The following is a 1971-nucleotide window of genomic DNA, read 5'->3' as shown; positions in this document are numbered from 1 at the left end:
CTCGGCGCGATGGCGCCCTATCTGTTGATAAACGGCACGTTGAATGTGCGCCGCGCCAGGGATGCCGGGCAAACGGCCGAGCCTCCGAAGAGGTCCGTTCTCGTCCGCGCGATTCGCTGGGTGGGCGCCAAGGTTGCCGCAGCCATAAGGTTGAGGGCCTGGTGGGGCGGGCCGGATATCATTCTGCCGGGCCACCATCGGCCAATCGCGCCCCCACCTGCCGTGCAAGTCCACAGCCTTCCCGAGGCCGACCCGAGCAAGAGAGGGCGCAACGCCGAATTCTTCCTGTTTTCAAAACATTTCGTCGGCAGCACCTCGACCGGATATGCGTCCTCGACAGCGATGGCCAAGGCGGAGGGGCAGCTGGACCTCGCGGCGGCGGCGGCGATTTCGGGCGCCGCCATCTCGTCGAGCATGGGTCGCACCAGCCTCGGCCTGCTTGGGCCGACGCTTGCCCTGCTCAACCTGCGCCTGGGGTTCTGGCTTCCAAACCCGAGCGGGATTGCGCTTGGAAAGCGGCCCTCGCGGCGCAGTTGGGAAGACATCCTGCGGCTGTATCTGCTCGCGGAGGCGACGGGGCAGCTGAGGTCCGACAGTTCGCGGGTCTACATCACCGATGGCGGCCACATCGACAATATCGGCCTCTACCAACTGCTCAAGCGCAGGTGCAAGCTGATCATCGTGGTCGACGCCGAGGCCGATGCCGGCGTGAATTTCGGCGCCTTCACCGACGTCCAACGCTTCGCGCGGATCGATCTCGGCGTGCGCATCTCGCTCGACTGGCGACCGGTCAGGGACGCGGCGCTGGCGCGCGACGCCAACCGCACCAAGATAGTCCCGCCGGAATCGGATTTGCATCTGCGGCATTTCGCGGTCGGCAAGATCCTCTACGAGAATGATCCGGTCGAAGGCATCCTTGTCTACGTCAAGGCGTCGGTTACCGGCGATGAGCCCGACTATGTCCTCGATTACGAGCGCCGATACCCGCTTTTCCCGCATGAATCGACCAGCGATCAGTTCTTCTCGGAAGAGCAGATGGAGGCCTATCGCGCACTTGGATTCCACGCCATGCGGGTAGCGCTTCGCGAACGGCCGCATACGGCTGAGATCAACGCCGAGGACAGCGCGCAGGCAAGTCTGGTTGCCTTGCTGAAGATGCGTCTGGGCAATCAGGGGCAAGAGATCAGATAGCGCATCGAGGACGCCCCGGTGATTACCGGGGCGTTGCGAGCAGGTCGCTCAGTTCGGCCTTGCCACCGGCGTCACCGCGACCTGGCTGACGCCGGTCCGCCGCACCACGGTGCAAAGCGTCTCGCGGCCGATGCGCTCGGCGTCGAGCATGCGCACGAGGTCGTCGACGCCGGTGACCGGACGGCCATCTATCGCGGCGATGATGTCGCCTTCCTTCAGCCCGGCCCTTGCTGCCGGGCTGTTCTTCTCGACGCTGCGCAGGCGCACGGCGGTGCTGCTCGAGACCTGCGACAGAAGGGCGGCGCGGCGCGGCAAATTGGTGGTGTCGGCGGAGACGCCGATAAAGGCGCGTCGCACGCGGCCGAAGCGGATGATCTCCGAAATGACGAAATTGGCGGTGTTGGAGGCGACGGCGAAGGCAATGCCTTGCGCGCCGTGGATCATGGCGGTGTTGACGCCGATCACCTCGCCCGCCGACGACACCAGCGGCCCGCCGGAATTGCCGGGGTTGAGCGCCGCGTCGGTCTGGATGACGTCGTCGATCAGTCGCCCGGTCGAGGCGCGCATCGAGCGGCCGAGCGCGGAGACGACGCCGGCGGTGACCGTCCATTCGAAGCCGAGCGGATTGCCGATGGCGATCGCGATCTGGCCGCGCCTCAGGCGCTTGGAGTCGCCGAGCGGTGCGACGTCGGCGAAGCTGCCGTCAGCGCGCACCAGCGCTATGTCGGTGTCGGGGTCGCGGCCAAGCACGCGGCCTTCGCGCGAGGCGCCGTCCGGCAT

Annotated in this window: 1 protein-coding gene and 1 pseudogene; one reads left to right on the top strand and one right to left on the bottom strand. The window is 66.4% G+C overall.

What is annotated here, in order from left to right; translation table 11 throughout:
* A pseudogene (locus tag EN742_RS33355) lies at window positions 1-1191 on the top strand (hypothetical protein); the annotation flags it as partial.
* A 48-nt stretch (window positions 1192-1239) separates the two neighbouring features.
* Here the strand turns inward: EN742_RS33355 and EN742_RS33350 are convergent.
* On the bottom strand, window positions 1240-1971 hold a 732-nt coding region (locus EN742_RS33350), incomplete at its 5' end, for a trypsin-like peptidase domain-containing protein (RefSeq protein ID WP_128333790.1).

Origin of the sequence: Mesorhizobium sp. M4A.F.Ca.ET.020.02.1.1 (assembly GCF_004022645.1) — a bacterium.
Classification (GTDB): domain Bacteria; phylum Pseudomonadota; class Alphaproteobacteria; order Rhizobiales; family Rhizobiaceae; genus Mesorhizobium.
This window is presented reverse-complemented; position numbering and strand designations above follow the sequence as displayed.